The 23,498-nt window shown below is 42.9% G+C and carries 15 protein-coding genes and 1 pseudogene; 6 read left to right on the forward strand and 10 right to left on the reverse strand.

Going from position 1 to position 23,498, the window contains the following annotated elements:
* Positions 1–65: 65 nt before the first annotated feature.
* From B6K83_RS16910 to B6K83_RS16925, 4 genes and pseudogenes are all read right to left on the reverse strand, one after another.
* On the reverse strand, positions 66–428 hold the full coding sequence (locus B6K83_RS16910) for a hypothetical protein (protein WP_076920056.1): 363 nt from the start codon (positions 426–428) through the stop codon (positions 66–68).
* 194 nt (positions 429–622) lie between these two features.
* Positions 623–2,005, reverse strand: coding sequence for a PhoH family protein (locus tag B6K83_RS16915; protein ID WP_085286043.1), 1,383 nt, complete (start codon positions 2,003–2,005; stop codon positions 623–625).
* Between the two features lie 258 nt (positions 2,006–2,263).
* A pseudogene (locus B6K83_RS16920) lies at positions 2,264–3,127 on the reverse strand (PIN domain-containing protein); the annotation flags it as partial.
* A gap of 225 nt (positions 3,128–3,352) precedes the next feature.
* A complete protein-coding gene (locus B6K83_RS16925) occupies positions 3,353–4,198 on the reverse strand; it encodes a substrate-binding periplasmic protein (RefSeq protein WP_085286045.1) in 846 nt (281 codons plus the stop codon).
* A 205-nt stretch (positions 4,199–4,403) separates the two neighbouring features.
* On the opposite strand from B6K83_RS16925, the gene rapA reads away from it, so the two are divergent.
* The 3 genes from rapA (at position 4,404) to B6K83_RS16940 (ending at position 9,197) form a co-directional block, all read left to right on the forward strand.
* Positions 4,404–7,316, forward strand: coding sequence for an RNA polymerase-associated protein RapA (gene rapA / locus B6K83_RS16930; protein WP_085286046.1), 2,913 nt, complete (start codon positions 4,404–4,406; stop codon positions 7,314–7,316).
* 104 nt (positions 7,317–7,420) lie between these two features.
* A complete protein-coding gene (locus B6K83_RS16935) occupies positions 7,421–8,104 on the forward strand; it encodes a pseudouridine synthase (RefSeq protein WP_085286047.1) in 684 nt (227 codons plus the stop codon).
* A gap of 130 nt (positions 8,105–8,234) precedes the next feature.
* Complete coding sequence (locus B6K83_RS16940) at positions 8,235–9,197, forward strand: DUF3530 family protein (protein ID WP_085286048.1); 963 nt, start codon at positions 8,235–8,237, stop codon at positions 9,195–9,197.
* A 10-nt stretch (positions 9,198–9,207) separates the two neighbouring features.
* Here the strand turns inward: B6K83_RS16940 and B6K83_RS16945 are convergent, their stop codons facing one another.
* From B6K83_RS16945 to B6K83_RS16960, 4 genes are all read right to left on the reverse strand, one after another.
* Complete coding sequence (locus B6K83_RS16945) at positions 9,208–10,233, reverse strand: YCF48-related protein (RefSeq protein ID WP_085286058.1); 1,026 nt, start codon at positions 10,231–10,233, stop codon at positions 9,208–9,210.
* A gap of 70 nt (positions 10,234–10,303) precedes the next feature.
* On the reverse strand, positions 10,304–13,459 hold the full coding sequence (locus B6K83_RS16950) for an efflux RND transporter permease subunit (protein WP_085286049.1): 3,156 nt from the start codon (positions 13,457–13,459) through the stop codon (positions 10,304–10,306).
* Positions 13,456–14,727 carry an efflux RND transporter periplasmic adaptor subunit gene (locus tag B6K83_RS16955; RefSeq protein WP_085286050.1) on the reverse strand — a complete coding sequence of 424 codons (1,272 nt, stop codon included), beginning with the start codon at positions 14,725–14,727 and terminating at the stop codon, positions 13,456–13,458. The genes B6K83_RS16950 and B6K83_RS16955 overlap by 4 nt, the downstream gene beginning before the upstream one ends.
* Positions 14,728–14,906: 179 nt before the next feature.
* Positions 14,907–15,287: a YacL family protein gene (locus B6K83_RS16960; protein WP_085286051.1), complete on the reverse strand. Its 381-nt coding sequence runs from the start codon at positions 15,285–15,287 to the stop codon at positions 14,907–14,909.
* A 356-nt stretch (positions 15,288–15,643) separates the two neighbouring features.
* Between B6K83_RS16960 and B6K83_RS16965 the strand changes: the two genes are divergently transcribed.
* Positions 15,644–16,429: a hypothetical protein gene (locus B6K83_RS16965; RefSeq protein WP_085286052.1), complete on the forward strand. Its 786-nt coding sequence runs from the start codon at positions 15,644–15,646 to the stop codon at positions 16,427–16,429.
* 194 nt (positions 16,430–16,623) lie between these two features.
* Here B6K83_RS16965 and acnB read toward each other — a convergent pair whose 3' ends face one another.
* Positions 16,624–19,215: a bifunctional aconitate hydratase 2/2-methylisocitrate dehydratase gene (acnB, locus tag B6K83_RS16970; RefSeq protein ID WP_085286053.1), complete on the reverse strand. Its 2,592-nt coding sequence runs from the start codon at positions 19,213–19,215 to the stop codon at positions 16,624–16,626.
* A 520-nt stretch (positions 19,216–19,735) separates the two neighbouring features.
* Between acnB and B6K83_RS16975 the strand changes: the two genes are divergently transcribed.
* On the forward strand, positions 19,736–22,531 hold the full coding sequence (locus B6K83_RS16975) for a bifunctional aconitate hydratase 2/2-methylisocitrate dehydratase (RefSeq protein ID WP_085286054.1): 2,796 nt from the start codon (positions 19,736–19,738) through the stop codon (positions 22,529–22,531).
* 112 nt (positions 22,532–22,643) lie between these two features.
* On the opposite strand, the gene B6K83_RS16980 is transcribed toward B6K83_RS16975, so the two are convergent.
* The gene (locus B6K83_RS16980; protein WP_085286055.1) at positions 22,644–22,985 is read right to left on the reverse strand and encodes a hypothetical protein; all 342 of its coding nucleotides are present in this window, start codon (positions 22,983–22,985) and stop codon (positions 22,644–22,646) included.
* Between the two features lie 417 nt (positions 22,986–23,402).
* On the opposite strand from B6K83_RS16980, the gene B6K83_RS18235 reads away from it, so the two are divergent.
* Positions 23,403–23,498 (forward strand): transposase (locus B6K83_RS18235; RefSeq protein WP_143327785.1); only part of this gene is annotated, 96 nt, incomplete at its 3' end.

A 23,498-nucleotide genomic window follows, 5' to 3' on the forward strand; every position in this document is an offset into this window, starting at 1 on the left:
CCGTTCAGCCTTCATCTTATAATATCGCCAAAAAACAAAATGACAACTTACGTATTTGTACAACTTTAGGTAGATATTTTGAGTTTGAACTCTGAAAAGCTAAGCCCAAATAGGGATACGACCATTTCTTCATTTATATTGGAGCCGGGAAATTTTTTTTCAAAATTTCCAATAATGCTATCTAAGTGGCTAGCTAATATTTTTACTAAAAATATTTCCGAGTTTGGTGAGAGCGCAGACAGTGCTATCAATGGGTTGTCAAAAGATTCAGCTTTTATTTTTACTAGTAAATCACTGTAACTGTCACAGCCGTAAAGACAAATAGCTGCCCCTTCTTGCGCCTGTCCAAGGGGAATAGTTAATAATTTAGATAATCGTTTTGCCTGCCTTTTTATATTTACTAGCAGGTCTTCTTTATTAAAAGACATCAATACACCAAAAAACGGCAACGCTAGGCCACGCACCTATGTCACTCAGTTTTTATGTGAATATTTAATCTTTTAGTTCAGAGTAAATCCATTTCGTCCTATTTTCGTGGGAACGGGCTTCTCTGAAAAGCCACTGCAAAAAGCAGTGGCTATTGTCGCAATATTATAAGGAAATGTGAATTGTCGTTTGATGCCTACATGTTCTTTTCAGTGAATTCAGCCAAGCTACTACGCTCGACTTCATCAAAGATCAGCACTGATCCTTTTTCATAATGACGATACACATTAACAGCCGCACTTGCACCAGACGAAGCAGGTGTTACAAACTTATCATCAATCTGGGCAAGGTTACCAAGTACAATTGTACGACAATTTTTACCTCCCCTACTAAGCATCCCTTTAATTTGAGCGCGTGTCATATTTTGAGCTTCATCAATGATTAAAACAGCATCGTCTATTGAACGGCCTCGAAAGTAAGCCATACTAGTAAATTCTATATTGGCTTTTTCGATCACATGCTCAACTGTTGCATGAATATTTGTTTCATGATTATCATCTGAATGCATTGAAATTAATGCATCGGTAATGCCTGCCAGAAGAGGCATCGATTTTTCAGTTAAATCCCCCGGAAGAAATCCGGGATCGTCGTCCATGAAGTCTCTAGAGCGTACCACAACGATTTTTTTGTACTTTTTCAACTCCAATACTTGATGCAGCGCCGAAGCAACTGCCAAAAAAGTTTTTCCGGAGCCAGCAGGGCCAAGGATGATATTTAAGTCATAGTAAGGGTCTGTTAATTGGCTTAAAGCTACCGCTTGACGCTGATTTTTTGGCAATATGCCCCATACCTTTTCTTGCTTACGAGGCAATAACTTTGTGTATACCTCAGTATCAGTCACTTCTGAAATCCGGCCAATGTGTCCGGCTTCATCGTACCAATACATGTTTGGCTGAACTTCATCGTTGAACAAGCTGATTGGGAATGTATAAACCTCTCCTGAGACTTTGAAATCTTTATCTGATTCAATTCGATCAAAAAGATCACCCTCAAAAGCTTGTACGCCTGTATAAAGCAAATCTATATCTGCGATTTGATTATCAACGGATACATCTTCAGCCATAACACCAACAGTTCGAGCTTTTAATCGCATATTGATGTCGCGGCTAACGATGGTAACGTCTTTATCTAACTCTTTCTGAAGATGCAGTGCATAGTTAATTATTCTGTTATCAGCATCGCTACCAATCGTGTGCTTTAACTCTTTTGCCATGTCCAATTGAGTATCAATACCAATGAACAACTTGCCTCTTTTAGCTGTTTCAGTAGAAGGCAGTGGAATACCTGCTTCCATTTCTTCTGCACTGTGCCCGTTTATAATGTCTTCAAGCATACGGATACATACACGAGCATCCGCACTTACCGATTTATTAGTTCTCTCTTTTAAGTTATCTAATTCTTCTAGAACTGTTAGACAGATGTATACATCTTCACTGTAAGCGAGCAATGACTTTGGATCATGAACTAGTGCCGATGTATCTAACACTCTTGGATTTCTATTTTCACTTGGATTATTCATTTTAGTTCTCCTTTGAGAACGATTTTCATTAATTAGCATTTTAGATTTACCTTAGCTTTATTATTTTTGTTTGTGCCTTCTTGCAGGTTAAATCCGTTATTTATATTTATTGATTAATGGTTCTATTCTTTAAGTCACACTTAATGACATGTTAGAGAGATTAGATCTTAGCCTGTTATAAATGCTCAATTTCTTCAGTAAGAATAAGGTCTGTAGATAGGTCTGCACAAATATTGAAAAAAAGCTTGCAGTAATACCTGTTTTACCACAACCGGCAGGACCAGTGAGTATAACTAAATCAATACTCGGGTCTAATAGCGCGTCCATGGCCATACCTTGGTAGATATTTTTAGGATGAATACCCCAAGCTTGCTTTGCCATCAATCGTTCGCGACTTAAATCCGTGATAGCAAACTTTTCCTCATCCCAACCGGTTACTTTACCGGCAAAGTGCTCGCCTTCATCAATTAAATATTCATTCATATAGCGATTGGGTAGCACTTGGTGCTTGATATAGTGCGTGGTGTTGCGGCCTTGAGTTTCACTTTCACATTCTTGTACATGCTGCCAAAAGTCACCACTAAATTGATGATAGCCCTTAGTTAAAAATTGAATATCGTCAATGAGCTGATCGGTTCGGTAATCTTCAACATAAGCCAAACCTGCGCCTTTGGCTTTTAAGCGCATATTGATATCTTTGGTGACTAACACCACTTTGTTTTTGGGGTGTTTTCCTTGTAAATAGATGGCGCTATTAATAATGCGGTTGTCGTTTTCATTAAACGATAATTTTACTTTACTCTCGGCTAAGGCGTAATCATTGATGATGGCTAAACAACCACTCGGGTGTAACTCGTCATTTTGTGGCAGTTTAACCCCAGCAACTATTTGCTCTGGCGTGGCATTGGCTAGGGTGTCTTCTAGGGCTCGAATGGCGACTCGTGCATCTCGACTAACATCTTTTTGTCGATCTTTTATAGAGTCTAACTCTTCTAATACTGTCATAGGGATGACGACGTCGTGTTCTTTGAAAGAGAGAAAAGCGAAAGGTTCGTGTAATAAAATATTGGTGTCTAAAACATAAATTGTTTTTTCTGTTGCCATATTATCGTCCTTTACCAAGTGAAGGCTCTACAGCAATTTTCAAATTAGCTGCTAGAAGCCAAAAAAATTGATAACTACTTAGCGCACCAGATATTTTTATCCGTATCTATGATGCGATTATCAGTAAACTAAGCGATTTAACTCCTTTTTATAGCACCACCTTAACACCACTTTGACAGCTTATTACCTCGCAAGCAAGTATCTTTTCGGTCTATTATTGACCGTTATTTGAGCGGTCATCTGTTAATGTTTAGCCATTGATTTTTCTTTACTCGCCAGTAATCGCAAATAGGCTTGGTTGATGCTATCTAACACTTGGTTTTGCTTAATGCTCTGTAACCCTTGGTTAAACAAGCGAATCAGGTTATGCGCATCAGGATGGCTTTTCGCAACAATAAAATGTAGCGGCTCTTGTGCAACAGACATGGGTAACACCTTTAGCGATTGATATTGTTTATTTTGCAGTATGCTATTGTATTGGTTTACTAACACCACATCGGCCCAACCACTAAGCACCTTGTCTAAGCAATCGCGTGTGGTGGGTGCATGCGTGGTATTTTTGTCCGTAACTATGGCTAAAAAGTCCTGTGCTGAACTAAAGCCATAGGGCAAACAAAAGGTGTAAACTTTAAGATCTGAAACGGTTGTTGCCTTGACATTTTGCTGAGCGATTATTTTGATCGGTACATAATTTATAGGCTCAGAATAATAAAAGTCATTATGTCGCTGTTCAGTACTGATATAGGGAAAGGCACCATCAACATGATTCATTTCAGTGCTGGCCAGCACCCGAGACCAAGGTAACGGCTTGATGGTCAAGGTAATATTTAGCTGTTGAAATACCGCCTTTACAATCGCACTTGACCAGCCCCCGTTTGGCAACCTACTGTCAATAAAAGGCGAGTAGTGCGTACCAGTGGCCAATACCACCTGAGATAGTCTTGCTTTACTGTCAGCAGTGCTTAAAGCTTGCGCAGCCCCTGAATATATCATCAGAATCAATAGTAGCACTATCAAGATCTGGCGCCACAATTGCCACTGTTTTGACTGCTGATGATTTGCTATTACTTGGCTTGGGTACTCAATCATATAAAACGGCTTCCTTGCGTTGAAAATTATCGCAGCGCTTTTCTCTTTAACGAAAAAACGATAACCCGCCAAGGTGATGTTATTTTCACTAAAAAAATCAGCTTTTGCGGAATTATTTAATGATCACTTCTATGATTAACGATACTATAGCGCCCTTTTTTTGCCGTGTCATGATTACGCGAATTATTAAGTTGGAGTTTTTTCTATGTCATTTTACCCCGGACAACGCTGGATTAGTGATAGTGAGTCAGAACAAGGGTTAGGTACAGTAACCGCTGTTGAAGGTCGCTTTGTTACTATCGTATTTACCGCCACAGGGGATGCTAGACAATATGCCATAGATAATGCACCACTGACGCGAGTCACGTTTAATGCTGGCGATACCATCCCTAGCCATGAAGGCTGGACTTTAACGGTTGAGTCTGTTCAAGAAAGCAACCACTTACTTACTTATACTGGTACTCGCAACGATACTGGCGAAAGTTGTTCGTTAAAAGAAGTGATGATAGATCATTTCATCAAGTTTAATAAACCCCATGACCGCCTACTAAACGGACAAGTTGATCGGTTAGACTGGTTTCGACTACGCAAAGATTGTCTTCATCATCAGTACCAACAACAACAGTCAGAATTAATGGGGCTGTGTGGCGGTCGCGTTAGCTTAATACCGCATCAATTGTATATTGCTGAAGAAGTTGGCAGTCGCTTTGCGCCTCGTGTGCTACTGGCAGATGAAGTGGGGTTAGGTAAAACCATAGAGGCTGGCTTGATCATTCACCAGCAACTTGTCACTGGCCGTGCCGCGCGCGTATTAATTATTGTCCCTGAGTCACTAATGCACCAGTGGTTAGTAGAAATGCTCAGACGTTTTAATTTGCAATTTAGTATCTTTGATGAAAGTCGTTGTCAAGAAACCGCCCATGATAGTGACAGTATAAATCCATTTAGCACTGAGCAACTGGTGCTTGTGAACCTAGACTTTGTCACTAATAACCCGCGCTGGTATGAGGCTATGATCGATGAAGAATGGGATTTAATGGTGGTTGATGAAGCCCACCATTTAAGCTGGCAAAAAGACAATGCTAGCCTAGAGTACCAATGTATTGAGCAATTAGCTCAACACATTCCAGGTGTGTTACTACTCACGGCAACACCCGATCAACTAGGTCATGAGGGACACTTTGCTCGTTTGCGTTTACTCGACCCCGATCGCTTCTTTGATTACGACAAATTTACCGAAGAAGAACAGCACTATAGCGAAGTCGCAGATGCCGCAAATACTTTAGTAACTGACCAAGCGCTAAGCAAAGCGCAAATCACAACCATAGCTAATTTATTACAGGCAAGCAGCGACAGTGCTCATATTACGGCATTAAATCATCATGAACACAGCGAACAAGCAACCGCGCGCCAACATATTTTACAACAACTACTAGATCGCCACGGTACCGGTCGTATTTTATTTCGCAATAGTCGTAATACCATTAAAGGCTTTCCAGATCGTGAGTTACATGCCACGCCTTTACTCATGCCAGATGCCTATCAAGACACCATCAATGAGCTGTTACTTTCCAATACCGCTGAAGACTTAAGCACACAAGCACAAGCCAAGCTTATATTTACCCCTGAAGTTTTATATAGCTTAGATAGTCATGATGCATGGTATGACCTAGACCCAAGAGTTGACTACTTAATTGAGCTATTGCAATCATTAAAAAAAGCCAAAGTGTTAGTGATTTGTGCTCATGCACAAACCGCCATCGACTTAGAAACAGCGTTAAGAGTTAAAGCAGGCATGCGTGCCGCGGTTTTCCATGAAGGGCTCAGTATTTTTGAGCGTGATCGCGCCGCTGCTTACTTTGCGCAGGACGAAGACAGTGCACAAGTTTTATTGTGCTCAGAAATCGGCAGTGAAGGACGCAACTTTCAATTTGCCCATCATTTGGTGTTATTTGATTTACCACGCAACCCCGATCTACTTGAACAACGTATTGGCCGATTAGACCGAATTGGTCAAACGCAAACCATACGTATACATGTACCTTACTTTCAAGACTCAGCACAAAGCTTGTTGTTTAAGTGGTATAAACACGCCTTAAATGCCTTTGAGCACACCTGCATTACCGGCCATGCAGTGTTCCAAGCGTTTGGTGATAGCCTGTTGCAACTTGCGTTAACCGCGAACTGGGATTCTGCCGACGCAGAAAATTTATTGGCGCAAAGTCATGATAAACACCTGAGCATTAAGCAAGACTTAGAATCTGGTCGCGATAAGTTACTTGAACTGCATTCTTCTGGACAAGGCAAAGCGCAAGCTTTGGTAACAAAAATTGCCAAACTTGATCAACAAATTCATTTGCCACAATTTATGTTTCAATTGCTAGATGTGTTTGGTATTGCGCAAGATGATAAAGCCGACAATGCTATCGCCTTGCAACCGACAGAACATATGCTCAATAGCAATTTTCCGTGTTTACCTGAAGATGGCACGACCATTACCTTTAATCGTGAAACCGCCTTGGCAGTGGAAAACTACCAATTACTCACTTGGGATCACCCTATGGTGCGTGGCGCCATGGATTTAGTACTCTCGGATGACATAGGTAATGCCAGTATTGGTATCTTGAAAAATCCTGCGCTACCTGCGGGCACATTTTTTATAGAATGTATATTTACCTTAGCCGCTATCGCTCCGAGTAAGTTGCAATTAGGCCGCTACTTGCCGACAACGCCGGTGCGTATTTTAGTTGACAAAAATGGCAACGACTTAGCCGATAAAGTCAGTGAAGCAGTTTTAGATCAGCAATTAACACCCGTTAAAAAACAGGTAGCCTTGCAATTAGTCAAAGCGCTCAGATCACAGGTTGCGCCATTAGTCGCCAAAGCAGAGCAGCATGCTGAGCAACAAATTGCTAGCATACAGCAAAAAGCCCTGTCTGCTATGCAAGCTGCGATGGACGAAGAGTATCAACGCTTAACAGCGCTTAAGGCCATTAATCCCAGCGTCCGTCAGCAAGAAATTGACTTTATTTTAATGCAAAAAAATGCCTTGGCAGAATACATTGATAAAGCCCAACTAAATTTTGAAGCCGTGCGGTTAATTGTGGTTAGTAGCTAGGGCAGTGAGCATTCAATCCCCCTTAACCCTATACTCTTGCGCTCAGTGTTATCACTATCGTGCTAGCAACTGCGCCAAGAGTTATTGAAGCAAAGGACAAAAATATGGGTGCTAATCCAGACTTTATCTATCAGCCACCATTACAGCCTTATCTTGATATTGTTTATCAAGACGCTGATTTGGTCGTACTGAACAAGCCCAGTGGTTTGCTAACTGTGCCCGGTCGATTACCAGAGCATCAAGACTGCTTACAAAATAGGGTCTTAAAAGTATTGCCAACTGCAACGGTTGTGCACCGCTTAGACATGGCAACCTCTGGCATTATTTTAATGGCGTTAAATAAGCCGGCACATGTCGCTATTAGCCAGCAATTTGAAAAACGCCAAACACAAAAACACTATATTGCGCGAGTATTTGGCAAAGTAACGCCATTAACTGGCAGCGTTGAACAGCCTTTGATATGTGACTGGCCAAATCGCCCCAAACAAAAAGTAGACCATGAGCATGGCAAACCCGCGTTGACTCACTACAAAGTTTTAAGTTATGACGAAAATATCGATGACTACTGCACCAGTTTGCTGGAGTTAACCCCAGTTACTGGCCGCTCGCATCAACTACGGGTGCATATGCTGGCACTCGGGCACCCAATACTTGGTGACCGACTATACGCTCACGCACAGGCACTGACCGCCAGTAGTCGTTTACAATTACACGCGCATACACTACAAATAAAGCATCCGGTATCGGGGCAAGCAATCATATTTTCTAGGCCTTGCCCTTTTGACTAAGGTCTATTGACCTTTCCGGGTTAACAGCCTCTAATGAGGGTTACTCATGAAAAAAGGGTTAAGGTCGATAACAACTTAACTGCTTTTAGCGTCATTGCACGTTGCGCCATTATCAAGAGAATAACTGTCTATGCCCGATAAAAACACGCCGATTTATATTTGCTATTTTTTTAGCTTACTGCTGCTCTTAATCCATAGCCCTAAAATATTGGCTAACGATAACCCATTGCAAAGTAGCAACGCCCAGCAACAAACTGGCGAAACCCCTGCCCCTAATGCAAATAAGCAACCTAGCGATACTAACAAACAAGCGGATGATCATAGTCACCAAGTGATCATTGAGCCACCACTAGACGCATTTAACTTACAGCAACAAGACATTGAGCACTTCTTAACATCAGAGGCAGTAACGCCTTTATTGGTGGGAGATGAAAAATATATCACCTTAATCAAAGAGCACACTACGGCGATTAACCAAGGTGTGATGGTACTAATTCCAGATTGGCAACAGGGTATTGTGTCGCCAAATGCCCTCACGCAATTGCAGCAAAACTTACCAGGTCTTGGTTGGACAACCATAACCTTACATCCACCTCATCAGCCGCAAAATTACCCGTCTCAGGCATTAACGGCAACGGAGCGCCAAGATGAAAACCGCGAAAAGCTCGCCAGTTACAGCAAAAAGCTAGCCGCGATAATGCACGCCGTTTTAAACAAAGCACAAAACTACCCTGGGGTCATTGTCATTGTTGCTGAAGGCAATCACAGCGCTATTTTGCTCGACATCTATCAACAAGGCATAGTGCAGCCGCCAGCGGCTATGGTGTTACTCAGTAGCTATATGCCAACCACGGCAGCGAGCGCTAAGCTAAGCCAGCACGTTGCTGCAGCTAACTACCCGTTATTAGATCTTTACTTACAACGTGATAACCGCTTAGTGTTAATGCAAGCCAAGCAACGCTTAGCTGCAGCGAAAAGAAGCATGAAAGTTGACTACCGACAAAAGCAAATCAACAATCAAATTACCGCTTATTATCCGAAAAGTGGCTTAAGCAAAGAAATTCTCAGTTGGCTCAGTAGCTTAGGTTGGTAAGCTAGGGGCTTTATTCATTAACATAAAGCGCCACTTTACCTTGTTCACCTGCCGCTAAAATCACGTGCTCACTACTGGCAAGTGTATAAAAGCCAGCTTGTGTTTTCGCGGCGCTGGCATCGTCAAACGCTTGCCAATGCTGGCCTTGATCAAAAGAGATATCACTCCCCGTTCTACCACTGATAATACAAACGCTGTTATTGCAGGCCATTGCGGTGCGCAATCCCCGTAGGCCGGCGTCAACTGGCTGCCACTGTTGTTGCGCATAAACCGCGATATTTTGATATTGCTGCGCTCTTTGTTGGTAGTCGCCGCCAAGCACAAACACCTGTTGGCGTTGATTCAAAGCAAGCGCATAACCGCCGGCAGTGGCCGTTGCTCGAAATAATGGCACGGCTTGTCGGCGCCAACTTTCCCCCCAATCATTGCTGTAATAAACCGAGGCCGCAAAGCCACCGGTAGTTAACCAAGCTTGACCATTAGCGCCAGTGATCAGCGTGTTACCGCTAGCCGCAAACGCTGCCTCATTGTCAGCTATTGTTGGCAGTTTATCTAATGCTATTCTCCGCCAGGTTTTGCCACCATCTTGAGTTTTTTTAATCACATAATAGCCATCTACTGGGTCGCCCAATAACAGCCCGGTATTTTTATCCCAAAACGCTATGGCATTAAAAAAACCCGACTTTGCCGCATTTAAGAGTAAGCGCTGCCAAGTTTTGCCAGCATCTAGGGTTTGATACAAAACCGATTGCGGGCCTGTACCTGCGCCCATGACAATGGCATGGTTGTGATCAAATAGCGCTATATCACGAAAGTCTGTCGTGATTTCAGCGCTTACTGATCTATCGTGCCATGTTTTACCCGCATCTTGACTAACAAACACGGTATTATTACTGCCTGTTACCCAAAGTGAATTTTGATAAACAGCACTACCCCGCAATGACGCTTTGTTATTAAGATCTATCCGTTGCCAAGTGCCAGACTGGGCATGCACCGCTTGACTCAACACAAGCACCAGCAATATGAATGCATTCATTAAAGCCCAACCAGGCGCGGCTATATTTTTTAACACAACGTTTCTATTCAACACCGTTTATTCTCGTTATTTAATGAGGTTTGGCGTCGCCGGCTAACTTGCCTGAGTGACGCAGTAAATTGGCGATATCTTCTTTGATCAAATACAGCGCAGGGATCAAAAACAGTGTGATCACTGTGGCAAAAACAATACCAAATCCCAAGGAAATCGCCATAGGAATAATAAACTGCGCTTGTAAGCTTTGCTCAAAATAGAGGGGAAAAATACCAAAAAAGGTCGTTAACGAGGTCAATAATATCGCCCGAAACCTTTGGCAACCGGCAGCACTGACGACATCGAACATACTGCGCCCTGAGCCTTTCGCTTTATTAATAAAGTCCACCATGATCAAGCTATCGTTTACCACGACTCCCGTTAGCGCAATAAAGCCAAACATCGACATCATATTAATGGTATGCCCTAACAACCAATGGCCAATAATGGCGCCAATAATGCCAAATGGAATTACTGACATGATCACTAGAGGTTGGCTATATGATTTAGTGGGAATGGCGATTAAACCATAAATTAAAAACAATGCACCTATGGCAGCATAGCCAAGCTGAGCCAGAAAATCAGCTTGCTCCTTACTAGCCCCTTCAACCCCATAGTTAACACTGGGGTAATCGGCTAATATTTCAGGAATGTGCGTTTGATTCATTTCGCTGACCACTTTACGCGATTCAACTTTTTCACTATCTATATCAGCGGAAATGGTGATCGAGCGCTGCTTATTAATGCGGGTGATGGTAGAAAATCCTTGTCCTATGGCAATATCAGCCACTTGATAAAATGGCACTTGCTCACCACTTGGGGTTCTAATCCACATGTTTTCTAGGTCTGAAACCGATAAACGGCTTGCTTCAGGATAACGTACCATCACTTTTAATTCATCACGACCACGCTGAATGCGCTGCGCTTCATCGCCATAAAACGCTTGTCTGACTTGTTTAGCTAAAGCCGCTAAAGTTAAGCCTAGCACTTCGGCTTCGGGCTTAATACTTAACTTGATTTCTTGACTGCCACGACTAAATGAATGCCTGACATCATAAACGCCATCATAACGATTCAATTGTGCTTGAATGTCTTCTGCCGCGGCTTCTAGCTCGTGATCATTTTGCCCTGTCAGCTGAAACTCTATTGCCGCACCACCGCCAGCATTTGTTCCCGCAAAAAAGCGTAACTCTTTCACGCCGGGTATTTCGCCTATTTCATCTCGCCATAGCTTTTCAATTTGATAGGCATCAAGCTCACGTTGCTCTGGTTTCACTAACTCTAAAATAATGGTTGCTTTGCTATTACCATTAGTAAAAACCATTTTGTGCTTAACAAAGCTTAGCCCTTGATAAGGATTGTTTTTTGCGACATTCTTAACCGCTTGCTCAACCTGGGCTATGGCTTTATTACGCTGCTGCGCGGCACTGCCATCAACCATGGTAATACTACCTTGAATAAAGTCACTGGGAATATTCGGAAACACTTCTAGCTTCACAAAGGCACCGGCAATTAAACTTACCGACAAGATTAATAGTGCCACAAAAATCGCCATCGTGTTATAACGTGCACGTAACGCCTTTTCCACCAAGGGCTTGTAGACAGTTAGAATAAAATTATCTAGCCCTGCTTTAAAACGCATTTGAAAGCGCTCTAAAAAGTTTGCCTTGGCGATATCTAAGGGCACATATTTCATGTGAGCTAAATGGGCGGGTAATATCCATTTCGACTCAATTAAAGAAAACACTAAGCAGAAACTTACCACTATGGATATTGAGCGGAAAAATGCCGCGAAAGTCGCATCGATAAACAATAAAGGTGTAAACGCGGCTATGGTGGTTAAAACGCCAAAGGTTGCTGGCATGGCCACTCGTAACGTGCCACGAATAACGCTTTCGCGCGAGTGACCGCTTTTTTCCACTTCTGCATAAGCACTTTCGCCTATCACTATGGCATCATCGACTACAATACCTAGCACCATAATAAAGGCAAACAAACTCAGCATATTAATTGATACCGACCATTCCCCAAGCAAGGGCATCATTAATAAAGCACCAAAAAAGCTGATAGGAATACCCAACATCACCCAAAACGCAATTTTGATCCGTAAAAACAAGGCTAAAATGATAAAAACTAAAAACGCCCCTAGCATCATATTACTGATCATCATATCTAAACGTTCGGCAAGGTAATAAGAGCTATCACCCCATACCGTTAATTTTGCGCCACTGGGTAGCTGCTGATTTTTTGCTTCGACATATGCTCGCACTTGCGCTGCAATCGCAAGATCATTTTGATCACCGGTAGATTGCACCATAATGCTAGAGGTATTCTCATCATCAAAAGTGGCAAAGTCTTCACGCTCAACAAAACCATCTTTAATTTCAGCTATATCTGACAGCACCAGCCGTGTGCCGTCTGGCGCTGTGCGTAGTGCTAAATCACTAAATTCTTTGCCGGTATAGGCTTGGCCTTGGGTACGCAATAAAATATCACCGGCGCGGGTTTTAATTGTGCCACCTGGCATATCAATAGAGGCGCTGCGTACCGCTTGTGTAATTTCATCAAAACTTAATTGGTATTGCAGTAGCTTATCTTCACTCACTTCAATGGCAATTTCATAATCTCGACTACCGACAATTTCAGCGCTATTAACATTGGGTAGCGCCATGATCTCATCACGAATATTTTGCGCCATCACTTGCCGAGCGCCACGCGCCATAGGGCCACTAACCGAAAGCCACATCACTTGACCTTTAAATTCTTGTTTGGTGATGATAGGTTTTTCGGCTTGCTCTGGAAACGTGGTAATGGCATCGACCTGCATTTGCACTTCATCAAGCTTCTCAGACATTGAATAACCAGACTGCAGCTCAATTGTGACTATACCAACCCCTTCCCGCGCGGTTGAGGTAATGCGCTTAATGCCTTCAATATCTTCTAGTGACTCTTCAACTTTGAGAATTACCGCTTGTTCCACTTCTTCTGGCGCGGCACCTAAGTGCGGTACTAGCACTTGAATGCTATTAGGATTAAATTCAGGAAACATTTTTTTATTAATGCCCTGATAGGAAAAAAAGCCCGCCACTAAGATGAACAACATCAGTAGATTGGCTGCGACACTGTTATGGGTAAACCAAGCAATAATGCCGGTAAATTTTTCTGTTGGTTGAGGCGTTAACGCGTCACTCATAGTGCATTACCCTGTGCATTTTCTGCCGCTAGAGAGTTTGGCTCATCCTGCGTTTGGTTGTCTACCAGCTCTCCCACAACCCGCAACGCCATGCCATCGACGGGTGTTTGTAGTTGTGTTGTCACTAACCTCAGCCCTGGCGCAAATTGGTCATAACTGTAAACATGCTCGGCATCATGTCGTAAAATATTGATTTTTTGTATTTTTAATCGGTTATTTTCATCAATCAAGTACAGCTGATTAGCACCATGCAAGGCTTCACGAGGGAGCGTAACAATATCGGTTACCTCTTTACCGGTAATTTTGGCTTTCACAAAAGTACCTATGCGTAATTCTTGCGATTTATTTGCTGAAAAAATACCATACGGATCGTTAATTTCTGCCACCACATAGTGCACTCGGCTGCGGCTGTCCACTTCCCCTTCATAACGGCTCAAGCTTGCAGGCCAGTGATATTCTTTGCCGCCAATATGGTAATAAATATCGATATTTGATAACGCGGCAGGGGGTTGATTGATTTTTGGTAAGGTTAAAAACTCAACATCGCGCTGCTTGATCGGCAACCTCACCTCGGCATAATCAACCGCAAATAACGTGGCTAGCACAGAGCCGGCATTAACATATTGACCAATGTCGACTTGTTGCGCTTTAATTATCGCGTCATAAGGCGCTGTGATATGCGTTCGCGCCAATTTAACCTTGGCGTCAAGCACATCAGCCTTCGCGGCATTAACATCGGCTTGTGCTTTTTGTAGTTGCGGTACGCGTATTGCCAATATAGGCGCCTCAGATAACGCTCTACCCGTTAAACGCCACTCGTCTTCTGCTTGTTTTTTTCGTGCTTGCTCTTCAACTAACAGCGCTTTTGCCGCCTCTAAACGTGCTTGTGCCTGCAACAGCGCAACTTGATAACGACTGTCATTAATTTGCAACAACACCTCGCCTTTACTAAAGAAGCCACCCACTTGAAATTTTTCATTTACTGTATCGATTTGCCCTGCAACCTCTGAAACTATCTGGGTTTGTGTGCGTGGTACAAGATTACCTTGGCTGGCAATAGTAAAGCTTAGATTGGCTCGAGCGATCTCTTGCACTTCCACTAAAGGAGGCTTAATAATGACCGGCTTTTTCGCGGGTTTAGGTGATAAAACTGCAAAAATAATCAAGCCGATAACCGCAGCAACTATAATGGCAATAGGGGTTAAAACATAACGTAGTGGGATCATACGTCTTGAGGATTTATTATTATTCTCTACAACAGCACTCATGATTGACTCTCGAGTAATCGCTAATGAATTGTCTTTAGCTATGACAAATTTTAATGCATTAAGAGTAACTTAGCGTTTGAAGTTAGCCAAGCACTAACTTAGTTACAGCGTTTAGCTGGCACTAGTGATCAGCAAAGATATCAAAAAATGTCAGCCATATTACTTTTGGCTATCGTCGGCTAATGCTTATTAACAAACTTAGCCCATGATAAGAGTAACTCTCGAAAGTCTTCGCGACCACAAGTTGAGGAGTCTTGCTGATCAAAGTCAATATCATCTTCTAGCAATGCCTCAGGCAGCACTTCAACGCCGTTCATGCTGGCGTTGGTTTGCACCGTCACGTCACCGCGATTAAAAATAACACTATACTCGCTGCCGGTGATCATAATTTCTGATTGTTTTTCTTGTTCTATATCAGCCAATGCCGTCAGTAACTGAGCTAGCTTTTCAGCATTTGTGCCCACTTCAACCTCTAACCAAGGACCAATAACCTCATGCTCAAGTGAAAACTTTGCACTTGCCACACCGGTTATGGGGTCATCTATAAATTGATATTCCATAGCTACCTCTTAAAGCGCACACTGCTTGGTGCTAATATTGGGCCTGAAAAGTGATTATATTACGGCCGATTGCGTTAATCATTACTGCAAATCTATGCAATGAATTTAAGCACGTCAGAGCTGTTGCTCATCTGTCACCCTGCCCTTTTATTGTAGCAAAATCTCGCGCTTTAACACTTACCTATATCAAGTTTACTTTATCTTTTTTACCCCTTGATACAGACATATTGCGCGCATTTTTTCTCGAACAATCACCATGTTGTTGTGTATTTAGGCTTAAATTTTTGATCATAAACACTAATACAATATCGGCGATAAAAATACGCGAGTATATATAGGTTGTAGCCTAGAGTTGAATGGAACTTAAGCGAAAATTTGGCATCTATAGCCCATACCATTACCTAGTTATTACTGATGATATTGTGCCAAACGGACGTTACACTGCGGTTATTTTATCTTTGCTTTTGCATGCGCTAATGCTAGCGTTTATCTTACTTACAAAGACGAACAAACAGTCAAGCAGCCATGATAGCCCCAAAAAAGTTGCCATTAATAGCTACCTGTATCATGCCCCTAAACGCGCCGCTGAAAAAGCAAATACTTTTGACATGCAAGCAACACAAAATGCATCACCGCCAGCGCCGACTGAAGCCATAAAGCAAAGTCACGCACTTAGCGCTAAAGCTGCAGAGATTATCGTACCAACACTTGATATTGAAAAGCAGCCGGTCAGCAAAGCGCAGGCCATCTCTAAGCCCACCACTGAGGTTAACAAACTCAGTGCTTTTAGCCAGTTGCAGACTTTGCGCCAAACCCTGAAGCAAAATTCAGCCACTAAGCTTAGCCAACCGCCGAAAAACACACTATCGCCATCAATATTTAACCCGCATCCAACGCGGGTTCCGCACTCGGTGCCACTAAAAGATGCCATTAAAGCGCGTGAACAAAGCACGAAAAAACTCGGCGCAGGTATCGTGATGAGCAAAGGCGATAATGGTGTCTGCTCGATAACACAGGATTTAAGCGCTTTTGGGTTAACTGAGGGCTCATCAACGCAGTACTTTAATTGTGGTGAAAGTAAGTTTGAGAAAAATTTTCGACGTCATATGCAAAACGTTAACGCTAAGCTGACGGAGCAATGAAAGGGAAGCTTTGATGTTAGAGCTTTAAGTTGGCAGGCAAAAGAAAAGTGCCATGTGCAAGTGATAGGCTGATAGTTAAGCACAGCCGCCAGCAACGCCCAAATCTGACTTGTTGGGGGTTACTGACGGCCGACATCGTCGAGGTTACCGCTGGATAAATAACGCTGTTAATTATCCAGCTGATAAGCCGACGTTTAGGCTTCTACTTGTAAAATCACATTGTCGGCTTTTTTGGTATAACTTTCCATTTGATGAAAGTTCAAGTAACGGTAAGTATCGGCAGCAGTAGCGTTAATTTCTGAGGCATACTGCATATACTCGTCAACTGTTGGAATTCTCCCTAAGATAGCGCCAACACCGGCCAACTCTGCTGATGTTAAAAATACATTAGCCCCATTGCCTAAACGGTTAGGGAAGTTACGCGTTGACGTTGACAATACCGTCGATTTCTCTTCAACTCGTGCTTGGTTACCCATACATAATGAACAGCCTGGTGTTTCCATGCGGGCACCGGCTTTGCCATATATGCTGTAATAGCCTTCTGCCGTGAGTTGATCTCTATCCATTTTAGTCGGTGGTGCCACCCATAAACGCGTCGGTAAGGTTTTACCAAATTTTTCAATTAACTTACCCGCAGCGCGAAAATGACCTATGTTAGTCATACACGAGCCGATAAAAACTTCATCGATTTGGGTATTGGCAACATCAGACAAGAGTTTGGCATCATCAGGGTCGTTAGGACAACAAACAATCGGCTCGGTTATTTCCGCTAAGTCGATTTCTAGAATATGCGCGTACTCTGCATCTTTGTCGGCTGACATTAACGACGGGTTCGCTAACCATGCTTCCATGGCTTTAATACGACGCGTAATAGTGCGAACATCACCGTAACCTTCACTGATCATCCATTTAAGCATGACAATGTTAGAGTTTAAGTACTCAGCCACCGACTCTTCTTCAAGTTTAATGGTACAACCTGCGGCAGAACGTTCCGCTGAGGCGTCTGATAATTCAAAGGCTTGCTCAACGGTTAAGCCTTTAAGGCCTTCAATTTCAAGCACTCGACCGGAAAATTCATTAATTTTGCCTGCTTTTTCAACTGTTAATAAGCCATTTTTAATACCATAGTAAGGAATAGCATGTACTAGGTCACGCAATGTGATGCCAGGTTGCATTTCCCCTTTAAAGCGTATCAATACCGACTCGGGCATATCCAATGGCATCACACCGGTGGCCGCCGCAAAAGCAACCAAGCCTGAGCCCGCAGGGAAAGAGATGCCTAACGGGAAGCGCGTGTGAGAGTCACCACCGGTACCTACGGTATCTGGCAATAACATACGGTTTAACCACGAATGAATAACACCATCACCTGGGCGTAATGACACCCCGCCACGATTCATCATAAAGTCAGGTAAGGTATGATGTGTCACAACGTCAACAGGCTTAGGGTATGCCGAGGTATGACAGAATGATTGCATAGTTAAATCTGCTGAAAATCCTAAACAGGCTAAATCTTTCAGCTCGTCACGGGTCATAGGTCCTGTGGTATCTTGCGAGCCCACTGTGGTCATTTTAGGCTCGCAGTATTGACCAGCACGAACTCCGTCAACACCACAGGCCTTACCAACCATTTTTTGCGCTAATGTAAAGCCTTTAGTCGATGCTTCTGGCGCAATTGGCGAAGCAAATAGGTCAGTTGCACCTAAACCTAATGCTTCACGGGCACGACCGGTTAAACCACGACCTATGATCAATGGAATACGACCGCCGGCTCTTACTTCATCCAATAACACTGGGCTTAATTCGAACTCTGCAATCACTTCTCCTGCAGAATTTTTGACCACGCCTTGGTAAGGGTAAATGTCGATAACATCACCCATGTGCATTTTTTGTACGTCTAACTCTATGGGTAAAGCGCCTGAGTCTTCCATAGTGTTATAAAAAATGGGGGCAATTTTACCGCCTAAACAAACACCACCACTGCGCTTATTAGGAATATAAGGAATGTCATCGCCCATAAACCATAGAACTGAGTTCGTTGCAGATTTACGAGAAGAGCCGGTACCAACAACATCTCCCACATAAGCTAACGGAATGCCATCGGCTTGGAGTGCTTCAATTTGCTTTATTGGCCCAACCACACCATCTTCGTCTGGGGTGATACCATCACGCTCAATTTTTAACATCGCTTTTGCGTGCAAAGGAATATCAGGGCGCGACCAAGCATCGGGGGCTGGTGACAAGTCATCGGTGTTAGTTTCACCTGTCACTTTAAATACTTTTACGGTAATTTTATCGGCAACTTTTTCTCTTGAAGTAAACCACTCGGCATCAGCCCAAGATTGCATAACTTGCTTTGCTGCAACATTACCTGCTTCGGCTTTTTCTTGCACATCATGAAAGGCATCAAACATCAATAAAGTGTGCGATAAACCTTGTGCAGCAGTATCCGCTAAGCTGTCATGATCTAGTAGGTCGATCATAGGCTGAATATTGTAGCCGCCGAGCATGGTACCGAGTAATTTTGTCGCATGCTCAGGCGTCAAAATAGGTGAGTTAGCTTCACCTTTGGCAATAGCCGCTAAAAAACCCGCTTTCACATAGGCGGCATCATCAACACCCGCTGGAATACGGTTAGTTAATAAGTCAATTAAAAACGCTTCTTCACCGGCAGGCGGGGCTTTTACTAACTCTACCAAAGCAGCGGTTTGTTCGGCATCTAATGGTTTAGGCACAATGCCTTCTGCAGCGCGTTCTTCGACATGTTTACGATATTCTTGAAGCATGGGTTCACCTCTGTGACAAGCGATAGCTAACCTTAATTTTTTCATTTAGCTAACTAGATTAGCGGCAATTAAGTTTGTTAAGTATCTGAGATTAAATAATTTAAAGTTTTTGATTAAGCGTCTGAGATTAAGAAATTTCGGCACAGATTATACGTTAATAAGTCGATTAATTGAACTATCACGATAATCACCATAGTTATCCCTACTATCAATGTAATTGATACTGTTTAAAGATCAACAACATAGTGTAGCAGTCGCTCGTTTAGACAAGGCAGTAACTTACAACCAACACTGAGCAAAAAAGAGAATGATAACCACGGAGGAGTTTTACGAATACGCCAGGCTAAACTGCCACCTGATAATAAATATAACTGAGGTTTCTAACCGGTATAGGCACAGTGAATAGTATTTATGTTAGCAATTGATTCATAGTCATTAAAAATTCAGGTAAAATACCCGACAAATTTATCCTAGCTAATGATCATTTATTAGCATCTTGTAGCTAAAAAGAGAGAATCAAATGAGCCTGTATTTAGAATATATAGCAGAAATTGAAAATCGAAAAAATGAGCTAGGTTTAGCGCCTAAGCCAATTGATAGCGCCGAGCTATTAGCTGAAATCATTGAACAAATTAAAGATCTAGAGAACCCTTATCGTCAAGATTCTCTGCACTTTTTTATTTACAATACCTTACCAGGCACCACCAGTGCTGCCGGCGAAAAGGCTAAATTCCTCAAAGCAATCATATTAGGTGAAAGCCAAGTAGCTGAAATTACGCCTGATTTCGCCTTTGAATTATTATCTCACATGAAAGGTGGCCCTTCGATTGAAGTGCTACTTGATTTAGCCTTATCAGATGACACTAGCGTTGCCAATACCGCAGCAGAAGTATTAAAAACGCAAGTATTTTTATACGACGCCGACACCGCGCGCCTTGAAGCGGCTTTTAAAGCCGGCAATGCCATCGCCAAAGCAATTCTTGAAAGTTACGCTAACGCTGAATTTTTTACTAAACTACCCGATATTGAAGAAAAAATTGAAGTGGTTACCTACATCGCCGGCGAAGGCGATATTTCTACCGATTTACTATCACCGGGTAACCAAGCGCACTCGCGTGCTGACCGTGAATTACACGGCAAATGCATGATATCACCAGAAGCTCAGCAAGAAATTCAAGCACTACAAGCGAAACATCCGCACGCAAAAGTCATGCTGATCGCTGAAAAAGGTACCATGGGCGTTGGCTCTTCTCGTATGTCAGGTGTTAACAACGTCGCGCTTTGGGCCGGTAAACAAGCCAGCCCTTATGTACCTTTCATTAACATTGCCCCTGTTGTTGCTGGCACTAACGGTATTTCACCTATCTTCTTAACGACAGTAGATGTTACTGGCGGCATCGGTCTTGATCTTAAAAACTGGGTTAAAAAAGTCGATGCCAACGGCAATACTGTCTTGGATGACAATGGCGATCCAGTGCTAGAAGAAGCCTACTCAGTGGCCACCGGCACCGTATTAACCATCGACACTAAAGCGAAGAAGCTTTACAACGGCGATAAAGAATTGGTTGATATTGCGTCCGCGTTTACACCACAAAAAGTTGAATTTATGAAAGCCGGTGGCTCTTACGCGGTAGTATTTGGTAAGAAGTTACAAACTTTTGCCGCAGAAACACTTGGCGTGCCATTAAAGCCAGTATATGCCGCTTCGAAAGAAATTTCTCATGCTGGCCAAGGCTTAACGGCGGTTGAAAAGATCTTCAACAATAATGCAGTTGGTGTTGCGTCAGAAACCCCTTTACATGCCGGCTCTGATGTACGGGTTCGCGTTAATATCGTCGGTTCGCAAGACACCACAGGCCCGATGACCTGTCAAGAACTTGAAGCCATGGCGGCATCTACCATATCACCCACCGTTGACGGCGCTTATCAATCAGGCTGTCACACAGCATCGGTATGGGACAGTAAAGCCAAAGCAAATATTCCTAAGCTAATGAGCTTTATGAATAAATTTGGCCTGATCACAGCGCGTGATCCCAAAGGCGAATACCCTGCCATGACGGACGTTATTCATAAAGTACTTAATGATATTACCGTGGATGATCGCGCTATTATTATTGGTGGTGACTCACACACGCGGATGTCTAAAGGGGTAGCCTTTGGCGCTGACTCAGGTACTGTCGCCTTAGCATTGGCCACAGGTGAAGCTGCCATGCCAATCCCTGAGTCTGTTAAAGTTACCTTTAAAGGCAAGATGCACAGCCACATGGATTTTCGTGACGTAGTCCATGCTACCCAAGCTCAAATGCTGAAACAGTTTGGTGGCGAGAACGTATTCCAAGGCCGTATCATTGAAGTACATATTGGTACCTTATTAGCAGACCAAGCCTTTACCTTTACCGACTGGTCTGCAGAAATGAAAGCCAAAGCGTCAATCTGTATTTCAAATGACGAAACCTTAATCAAGTCGATTGAGTTAGCGAAAAGCCGTATCCAAATCATGATCAACAAGGGTATGGACAACCAAGCAGGTACACTTAAGCACCTGATCAACTTAGCTGATAAGCGCATTGACGAGGTTAAATCAGGCACTAACCCTGCCCTGGCTCCAGATGACGCCGCTAACTATTACGCAGAAGTGGTGGTTGACTTAGATGTGATTGACCAGCCTATGATTGCTGACCCTGACGTTAACAACGAAGATGCTTCAAAGCGTTACACCCATGATGTGATTCGTCCTGTCTCATACTACAAAGACAAGCCGGTTGACTTAGGCTTTGTTGGCTCTTGTATGGTACACAAAGGCGACATGCAAATTATTGCGCAAATGTTACGTAACATTGAACAGCAAAACGGTAGCGTATCATTTAAGGTGCCATTAGTGGTTGCGCCACCTACTTACAACATAGTTGATGAGTTAAAGGCAGAAGGTGATTGGGATATTCTGAAAAAATACTCAGGTTTTGAATTTGACGATGCTAACCCGAAAAGCGAAGCTCGTACTAAGTACGAAAACATCATGTACTTAGAACGCCCTGGCTGTAACTTATGTATGGGTAACCAAGAAAAAGCCGAACCTGGTGATACCGTTATAGCCACCTCAACCCGTTTATTCCAAGGCCGTGTGGTTGCCGATACCGCGGAGAAAAAAGGTGAATCTTTACTTGGCTCAACACCGTTAGTGGTACTTTCAACCATCTTGGGTCGTTTCCCAACCATGGATGAATACAAAAACGCTGTAGACGGCATTGATTTAACAAAATTCACTCCACCAACCGAAGCGATGACCACAGAGTACATACCAATTAGCTTGGTATAAACGCTTCCCCTAGCGGCAAAGACTCTTTGTCATAGCTAGGCGGAAACAAAACTACGAAAAAGGGCAACTTAAACTAAGTTGCCCTTTTTTAATGTCGCTTTAATGCTGTTTATCATTGCGGACATTCAATATTGGCCGATAAAGACGGCATGATCATATTGGGAAATGACAACTTATCATCAAAGCGCTCAACCCCTGCTAGCACCTCGATTTTAAAACCATAACTTTGACAAATGCGCAGCGATTGACGCATCAAAAACGTCGCTAGCTTACTAAACTCAGTATCTTGCTTGGCAATAACTTGTAGATGATGTTTACCGTCCTCTAACGCGGTTTGTTTAAACTGCACCCGATGATCAAAGTCCCACTGCGAGGCACCGTTTTTTGTTGGCGTATTGCTTGCGCATGCGCTAATCAGGGTTGCTAACAATAAGCATGTTATTTTCTTTATCATCTTAATTCCTTTAATTTCAATTTTAGATATCCAACACTAGGGTCTATTGTTCTTTCAAGATTACTTTTACAGCGACTTGTTGGGTATTTAGGCAAGGCAGAGCATGTGACGTGTAGCTAACTACACGAACGGGTGATCACGCCGTATAAATTGCAAACAAGTGCCGCCCTTAGCTTCATTTAAAACGAATCTACCCTTTGTTGCTCGCTTGTTAAATAGCATAACGATTATTCAAAGCGCGCGCCGCGTTTAATTCCGTTTTAAATTGAATAAACTTTAATCCTGAAAGTTCATCAGACCCTAAGTATAACCTGCTATAAAACTGATCACTATCGCCGGATTAACAGCACATGATCTGATTAAATAGAACCGCACACTTTTATGATGGATAATTAATCCATTAATAAAGGTGTGAAAATGACGCAAAGAAGAAAACCAAGAAATTATACAGATGAGTTCAGAGAAGAAGCAGTAAAACTGGTCACTGAACAAGGCTATACCGTAACAGAAGCT

The organism is Colwellia chukchiensis, from assembly GCF_002104455.1.
GTDB classification, from domain to species: Bacteria; Pseudomonadota; Gammaproteobacteria; order Enterobacterales; family Alteromonadaceae; genus Cognaticolwellia; species Cognaticolwellia chukchiensis.

Coding starts and splice junctions, on each gene's coding strand:
- B6K83_RS16960 (WP_085286051.1), bottom strand. CDS start 15,287: ATGGAATATCAATTTATAGATGACCCCATAACCGGTGTGGCAAGTGCA.
- B6K83_RS16955 (WP_085286050.1), bottom strand. CDS start 14,727: ATGAGTGCTGTTGTAGAGAATAATAATAAATCCTCAAGACGTATGATC.
- B6K83_RS16940 (WP_085286048.1), top strand. CDS start 8,235: ATGCCCGATAAAAACACGCCGATTTATATTTGCTATTTTTTTAGCTTA.
- B6K83_RS16975 (WP_085286054.1), top strand. CDS start 19,736: ATGAGCCTGTATTTAGAATATATAGCAGAAATTGAAAATCGAAAAAAT.
- B6K83_RS16910 (WP_076920056.1), bottom strand. CDS start 428: ATGTCTTTTAATAAAGAAGACCTGCTAGTAAATATAAAAAGGCAGGCA.
- B6K83_RS16935 (WP_085286047.1), top strand. CDS start 7,421: ATGGGTGCTAATCCAGACTTTATCTATCAGCCACCATTACAGCCTTAT.
- acnB (WP_085286053.1), bottom strand. CDS start 19,215: ATGCTTCAAGAATATCGTAAACATGTCGAAGAACGCGCTGCAGAAGGC.
- B6K83_RS16945 (WP_085286058.1), bottom strand. CDS start 10,233: ATGAATGCATTCATATTGCTGGTGCTTGTGTTGAGTCAAGCGGTGCAT.
- rapA (WP_085286046.1), top strand. CDS start 4,404: ATGTCATTTTACCCCGGACAACGCTGGATTAGTGATAGTGAGTCAGAA.
- B6K83_RS16980 (WP_085286055.1), bottom strand. CDS start 22,985: ATGATAAAGAAAATAACATGCTTATTGTTAGCAACCCTGATTAGCGCA.
- B6K83_RS16925 (WP_085286045.1), bottom strand. CDS start 4,198: ATGATTGAGTACCCAAGCCAAGTAATAGCAAATCATCAGCAGTCAAAA.
- B6K83_RS16950 (WP_085286049.1), bottom strand. CDS start 13,459: ATGAGTGACGCGTTAACGCCTCAACCAACAGAAAAATTTACCGGCATT.
- B6K83_RS16915 (WP_085286043.1), bottom strand. CDS start 2,005: ATGAATAATCCAAGTGAAAATAGAAATCCAAGAGTGTTAGATACATCG.
- B6K83_RS16965 (WP_085286052.1), top strand. CDS start 15,644: ATGGAACTTAAGCGAAAATTTGGCATCTATAGCCCATACCATTACCTA.